Consider the following 2,449-nt stretch of genomic DNA (forward strand, 5'->3'; position numbering starts at 1 on the left):
ATCGCCATCACCAAACGTGGCGTAACTTTTTTAGTCATTTTTCATCTTCTTTTCTTTAACTGGCAAGCGAATAATCATTTTTAAATTTTCTAACTTTGTACGTTGAGAATTTGATAAATATATTTCATGATGACGACGCTGATCTGAAAAGTCTAATCCCAAATCATTTTTAGCAATGAATTGATGCATCTTAGCGATAGTAGCAGGCTCATCATCATAACTACCATGATGCATAATTTGTACGCATTTTCCTTCTGTCAAAACAAGTAATTTTACTGGTGAGAAATCCAAGCCTTTTTTAATTGCAGCTTCTTTTTTAGCCCAAGCCAAAACTTCATCTGTCACAAACTCAGGCATCCGAACGCAGGAAATAAAATTGAATCTTTCTTTATGAGCATAATCAATGCCTTTAACGCCATCTTGCCACCAAAATCCTTCAAGCGGTGGAACCACGAAGTCAAAATAATCTTTAATCTGATGTGAGCCCTTTTTACTCATTTTAATTGTATAGGCTAAACTATACAAGATCATGCTTGTATTCTCCGCCCTCTTGATTTGGATCGCCTTGACCTTGAACAGCAATATATTGCATCTGTGGAACATCAATTAATTCAGGCTTTTTGCCTGGACGATAAAACTGCTTTTCTTCTTTTTAAAATCGTATGCCATGTCCTGCCTCTATAATTGATGAAACTTAACTGTCTTGTTCTTGAGTGAAATCTTTTTTACCTCAAAACCATAGTCAGGCAGTTCTTTCTTATAATGCAAAAATGAATGGTCGATTGGCAGTCCTGCTGCTTTTTCGATTTCATCAAATGAAAGCTCAAAGTCGCCAGTTTTGTTGTCTTTAATATATTGCCACAATTGATCGTATTTACTCATATCTATGTTGCTACACTTTCTAATACTTTCATTAAGATACATCTAATTCTATACTTCTTTGATGGTCGGCTCAATTTATACAAATTTATGCATGAAAAAATCCTATTCAGAAATTACAGTAACTTATGAATAGGATTATATTTATTAAGCTTCTTCAATCTTACCTGCAGCAATTGGCAAAGTTGTATGAGCATCGTAGCTCATTACACAACCACCAACGGTGTCAGGTAATTCAAGGTCTTTTGGTACACCATGTACATAAACTACACGTTTATCTAATTGAAGATCTTCAGTACCAAAGGCATCCTTGAACTTAGCTTGTAATTTTTCCAATGGAATATCGATTTCGTATTCGTAATGACCGTTTTCGTCTGCAACAGGATAACCATCGTGAGGGATGTTCATATCTTGTGGTGCATCGTCTAATGGCACCATAGTTGTACCTGATACTTCTTCAGTTTCTGGCAAATCAATAAAGCCATCATGATTCTTGTCTTGAGCCATGGTTGGAACATTGGCTTCCTTACCATCAGGAAAGCCATGGAAGTGTTCCCAGTGTTCAATATTCTTAGGAGTATCAAACATTTCTACTTTAACATGAAGCTTATCGCCATCTTCAGTAAATTCAGCTGTGCCGTGAGCTTCGCAGCCAATCTTATCTGCATTTAATGGGGTAATGTGTGCAATATATTTTTTCATCTTGATGAATCCTTTCTATACTCTGATGTTTTCAAAATCATCATACAACCTTTGAGTTACAATTCGTTGTCTTAAGGCTTGTCGCAATTAATTATAATAAGAAGTTATTATGATAAAATTGATTTAAATCAAGAAAATTAGAAAAGATGATTTTTATGACAAAGCATTCCCCTGTCGCTTGTTTAAGCAAAGCAACCCTTTTTACAGATTTACCCGTAGATTTAAAGAAAAAATTAGTAGCCGTCTCTGAACACCAACAGAAATTTCCTAAAGGAAGTATTATTAGATAACCTGATGATGGTAAAGATGGCATGATTGTCATCGATCAGGGAAAGGCAAAAGTCTACAACCTATCAAAAGATGGCAAGGAAGTCGTGCTAGGTATACTTCAAAAAGGTGACATTGAAGGACAACAACATTTATTCAAACAAAGCGAAAATGAAAACTTTGTTGAAGCTGTGGAGGACACCTGGGTTTGCTCAATTAACCGCGCAGGTTTTCAAAAACTTTTGCAGAAAACACCAGATTTGTCATTAAAGCTTTTAAATAATTTCGGTAAAAAGTTAGTCGCAATTGAACATAATTCGGTGCTTAGAAACACCTTGGATGCCAAAGAACGGATATTAGCTTACTTGAATGACCTTGCCAATGAGCAAGGCAAAAATGAAGTAAAATGAGAACTAAAGAAAAAGGACTTAGCCAGTTATTTAGGAATTACGCCGGAGACATTCAGTCGTAAGTTAAAAGAACTAGAAAAAGATGGCAAAATTGAAGTTCATGGTCGCTGGATTAATGTGAAAAGATAAATTATGCAAAAAATAAAGCCCAGCAAAAGCTGAGCTTTATTTTAATTAATAATCAAATGATT

Annotated in this window: 4 protein-coding genes and 1 pseudogene; 2 read left to right on the forward strand and 3 right to left on the reverse strand. The window is 35.2% G+C overall.

The window, feature by feature from the left end:
• Nucleotides 1-30 precede the first annotated feature (30 nt).
• The 3 genes from ACI313_RS02190 to ACI313_RS02200 form a co-directional block, all read right to left on the reverse strand.
• Nucleotides 31-531 (reverse strand): GyrI-like domain-containing protein, encoded by a 501-nt coding sequence (locus ACI313_RS02190; RefSeq protein WP_439755171.1) that lies wholly within the window; start codon nucleotides 529-531, stop codon nucleotides 31-33.
• Nucleotides 532-678: 147 nt separating this feature from the next.
• On the reverse strand, nucleotides 679-882 hold the full coding sequence (locus tag ACI313_RS02195) for a hypothetical protein (protein ID WP_052543166.1): 204 nt from the start codon (nucleotides 880-882) through the stop codon (nucleotides 679-681).
• Between the two features lie 144 nt (nucleotides 883-1,026).
• Complete coding sequence (locus tag ACI313_RS02200; protein ID WP_439755172.1) at nucleotides 1,027-1,467, reverse strand: hypothetical protein; 441 nt, start codon at nucleotides 1,465-1,467, stop codon at nucleotides 1,027-1,029.
• Between the two features lie 425 nt (nucleotides 1,468-1,892).
• Here ACI313_RS02200 and ACI313_RS02205 point away from each other — a divergent pair, with 425 nt between their 5' ends.
• Both ACI313_RS02205 and ACI313_RS02210 read left to right on the forward strand, forming a co-directional pair.
• A complete protein-coding gene (locus ACI313_RS02205) occupies nucleotides 1,893-2,258 on the forward strand; it encodes a Crp/Fnr family transcriptional regulator (RefSeq protein WP_439755173.1) in 366 nt (121 codons plus the stop codon).
• Nucleotides 2,259-2,273: 15 nt separating this feature from the next.
• Nucleotides 2,274-2,387, forward strand: a pseudogene (locus ACI313_RS02210) (helix-turn-helix domain-containing protein); the annotation flags it as partial.
• Between the last annotated feature and the right edge of the window lie 62 nt (nucleotides 2,388-2,449).

The organism is Floccifex sp. (genome assembly GCF_051873495.1).
Taxonomy (GTDB): Bacteria; Bacillota_I; Bacilli_A; order Erysipelotrichales; family Erysipelotrichaceae; genus Floccifex.

Coding starts and splice junctions, on each gene's coding strand:
- ACI313_RS02190 (WP_439755171.1), bottom strand. CDS start 531: ATGATCTTGTATAGTTTAGCCTATACAATTAAAATGAGTAAAAAGGGC.
- ACI313_RS02195 (WP_052543166.1), bottom strand. CDS start 882: ATGAGTAAATACGATCAATTGTGGCAATATATTAAAGACAACAAAACT.
- ACI313_RS02200 (WP_439755172.1), bottom strand. CDS start 1,467: ATGTTTGATACTCCTAAGAATATTGAACACTGGGAACACTTCCATGGC.
- ACI313_RS02205 (WP_439755173.1), top strand. CDS start 1,893: ATGATTGTCATCGATCAGGGAAAGGCAAAAGTCTACAACCTATCAAAA.